Below are 3,230 nucleotides of genomic sequence, written 5' to 3'. Positions count from 1 at the left end.
CGGCGGCGGCGCCGTCATGCGCACCTCCGGCGTCCGGCGCGTGCGGCGCCACTCCCGGTCCGCGCGGCCTGCGGGCCGAGTCACCGCGTTGGGCGCGGCCTCATAGGGTTCGGGGATGATGGACGGCGGACGCTGGTCCGCGCGGGCCGCTCCCGGCGCGCCCAGCATGAGGCCTGTCGCGCACAGTGCCGTGAACAAAAACTTAAAGACCACTTCAAGAAGCCTTTTCCCGGTGACGAGGCGTTCCGCCATCTTGTATCTATGGGCTGCGGTCCCATGCGCCACCCCGCCGGCTTCGTCCGGGCGGCGCGCGGGACCCGTCCGCTTGGGGTAGACGCGACCGGCTCGCGGGCCGGACGGCAACGGGAGAGACCACGCGGCCGCGCGCGCCGCGTCTTTCATGCGGCCTTCGGCCGTCTTCAATGAAAAAACGAAGCCGCGACCCGCGGTTCATAAACGATAACGAGCGCAAGGCCAGCGCTCGAACAGCGAGGTGAACGCCAATGTCCGTCGCAAGCTCGGCATCCGCCGATAAAAGAAGGCCCATGACGCGCGAGGAGAGGAAAGTCATCCTCGCCTCGTCTCTGGGCACCGTCTTCGAATGGTACGATTTTTATCTTTACGGCTCGCTCGCCACCATCATCGGCGCGCAGTTCTTCAACGTTCTCGGATCGGACGGGCAGCCGCTCTACGATGAGGCGACGCGCAACATCTTCGCGCTGCTCGCCTTCGCCGCCGGCTTCATCGTGCGCCCGTTCGGCGCTCTGGTGTTCGGCCGCATCGGCGATCTCGTCGGCCGCAAATACACCTTCCTCGTCACCATCCTGCTGATGGGCGTGTCCACCTTCATTGTGGGCATCCTTCCCGGCGCGGCGGCGATCGGCATCGCGGCGCCCATCATCCTGATCGTGCTGCGCCTGCTGCAGGGCCTCGCGCTCGGCGGCGAATATGGCGGCGCGGCGACCTATGTGGCGGAGCACGCCCCGAACGGCCGGCGCGGCTTCTACACCTCGTGGATCCAGACCACGGCGACGCTTGGCCTGTTCCTGTCGCTCATGGTGATCCTGACCGTCCGCACCATCATCGGCGAGGACGCGTTCCGGGAGTGGGGCTGGCGCATTCCCTTCCTGGTGTCGGTCCTGCTGCTCGGCATCTCGGTGTGGATCCGCATGCAGCTGCAGGAATCGCCCGCCTTCAAGAAGATGAAGGAAGAGGGCACCGGCTCGAAGGCGCCGCTGTCGGAGTCCTTCGGCCAGTGGAAGAACGCCAAGATCGCCCTGATCGCGCTGCTCGGCCTCACCGCCGGCCAGGGCGTGGTGTGGTACACGGGCCAGTTCTACGCCCTGTTCTTCCTGCAATCGATCCTGAAGGTCGACGGCTACACCGCAAACCTGCTGATCGCGTGGTCGCTGCTGTTCGGCACCGGCTTCTTCGTGTTCTTCGGCATCCTCTCCGACCGCATCGGCCGCAAGCCGATCATTCTCGGCGGCTGCCTGATCGCGGCGGTGAGCTACTTCACGCTGTTCCAGCAGATCACCACCCTCGCCAACCCGGCGCTGGAAAGGGCGATCGAGACCGTGAAGGTCGAGGTCGTGGCCGATCCGGCCGAATGCGGCAGCCTGTTCAACCCGGTCGGCACCCGCAAATACACCGCGAACTGCGACGTGGCCCGCGACTTCCTGTCGAAGTCCTCGGTCCGCTACGTCACGGTTCCGGCGCCTGCGGGCTCGCAGACCGAAATCCGCGTCAACGGACAGGCGATCCCCTATGTCGCCGGCCCGTCCACGGCCGAGACCAACAAGTCCGTCACCGCCGCGCTGCACGGCGCGGGCTACCCGAAGGCGGGCGACGCCTCCATCGTGAAGATGGCGCATCCGTTCGACATCTTCCGGGCCCAGACCGCCGGCATCATCGGCGTGCTGTTCGTGCTGGTGCTGTTCGTGACCATGGTCTACGGCCCGATCGCCGCGGCGCTGGTGGAGCTGTTCCCCACCCGCATCCGCTACTCGTCCATGTCGCTGCCCTATCACATCGGCAACGGCTGGTTCGGCGGCCTGCTGCCGGCCACCGCCTTCGCCATGGTGGCCGCGACCGGCGACATCTACTACGGCCTCTGGTACCCGATCGTCATCGCCGTCATGACCTTCGTCATCGGCCTGCTGTTCGTGCCCGAGACCAAGGATCGCGACATCGAGACCTACGAGCACGCCTGATCCTTCAGGCGCGCGTCTCCGACGTCCCAGGCCCCGCGGGAGCGATCCCGCGGGGCTTTTTGCATTTGAGGGACGAAGTTACGCGCCGCGCTTTTCTTGTCCCGGCCTTGAGCCGGGACCCAGAAACGCTGACGCCCGCAAGCTAGAGCGCCCAATCCGATCCGCTTCTTCCTTCAGCGGCGGCGGAAATGGGTCCCGGCTCAAGGCCGGGACAAGAGGAGGGCGCGTCGAGGCGCTTTCCGGGGCGGAAACGCGACATAGCTAACCGGCTCACCGACCGTCGCCGTCCGCGCGTCCCTCAAAGCGCGTCACGAGGAGAGCTTCATGTCCGCCCGCCGTCTCGCCGCCGTCGCCTCCGCCCTGCTCGTGAGCGCGTGCCTGACCGCGCCGCTGCGCGCCGAGCCGGTCGCCATCGCGCTGCTGTCGGCGGAGTTCCGGAACGACCATGCGGAGCTGGAGCCGACCACCGAGGCGGAGCGCCGGCGGATGGACGCCCTCGCCGCAAATTTGCGGGATAGCCTCGCCGCGTCGGGCCGCTACGCCGTCGTCGAGGTCGGGCCGGAGACGCGCAAGCGCATCGCGGAGGACCAGAAGCTCGGGAACTGCGCCGATTGCGAGATCGCCTACGGCCGGGAGCTTGGCGTGGCGCAGGTCGCCTGGATCGAGGTGCAGAAGGTGTCGAACCTGATCCTGAACCTCAACGTCTACATCCGGCCGGTGGAGGGCGGCCCGGCGCGGGTGCGCAGCGTCGACATCCGCGGCAACACCGACGAGACCTGGAGCCGCGCCATGCGCTACCTGGTTCGGAACTACGTGCTCAAACCCGCCGACTGATCCCCGCCCGAACCCCGGACACAAAAAAAGGCGCCCGAAGGCGCCTTTTTCAATCGAGATGCGGCTCCCGTCACTGCCCCGAGGGGGCGGCGGGCGCCGGCTCGCCGGACGACGGTCCCTCGTGGGGGGCGGCCGGCGGAGAGGCCGGCGGCGGCGTGTCGGCGTCGGAGTTGCCGCCGGGCG

General features: G+C 67.8%; 3 protein-coding genes. 2 read left to right on the top strand and 1 reads right to left on the bottom strand.

Translation table 11 applies throughout. The features are described from left to right. On the bottom strand, positions 1-252 hold a 252-nt coding region (locus ACFQ4O_RS16360), incomplete at its 3' end, for a hypothetical protein (protein WP_378777245.1). Between the two features lie 293 nt (positions 253-545). Between ACFQ4O_RS16360 and ACFQ4O_RS16355 the strand changes: the two genes are divergently transcribed. Continuing rightward, entirely contained in the window at positions 546-2,213 is a 1,668-nt protein-coding gene (locus ACFQ4O_RS16355; protein WP_378777243.1) for an MFS transporter, read from the top strand. Positions 2,214-2,537: 324 nt separating this feature from the next. Continuing rightward, positions 2,538-3,047 (top strand): DUF3280 domain-containing protein, encoded by a 510-nt coding sequence (locus ACFQ4O_RS16350; protein WP_378777241.1) that lies wholly within the window; start codon positions 2,538-2,540, stop codon positions 3,045-3,047. Positions 3,048-3,230 lie beyond the last annotated feature (183 nt).

It is taken from the genome of Methylopila musalis (assembly GCF_042679725.1).
GTDB lineage: Bacteria > Pseudomonadota > Alphaproteobacteria > Rhizobiales > Methylopilaceae > Methylopila > Methylopila musalis.
Note: the sequence above shows the minus strand (reverse complement) of the source record. Positions and strands in the feature narration are given on the sequence as shown.

Bases quoted from the DNA above. Each gene is read 5' to 3' on its own strand.
- ACFQ4O_RS16355 (WP_378777243.1), top strand. From the start codon at position 546: ATGACGCGCGAGGAGAGGAAAGTCATCCTCGCCTCGTCTCTGGGCACC.
- ACFQ4O_RS16350 (WP_378777241.1), top strand. From the start codon at position 2,538: ATGTCCGCCCGCCGTCTCGCCGCCGTCGCCTCCGCCCTGCTCGTGAGC.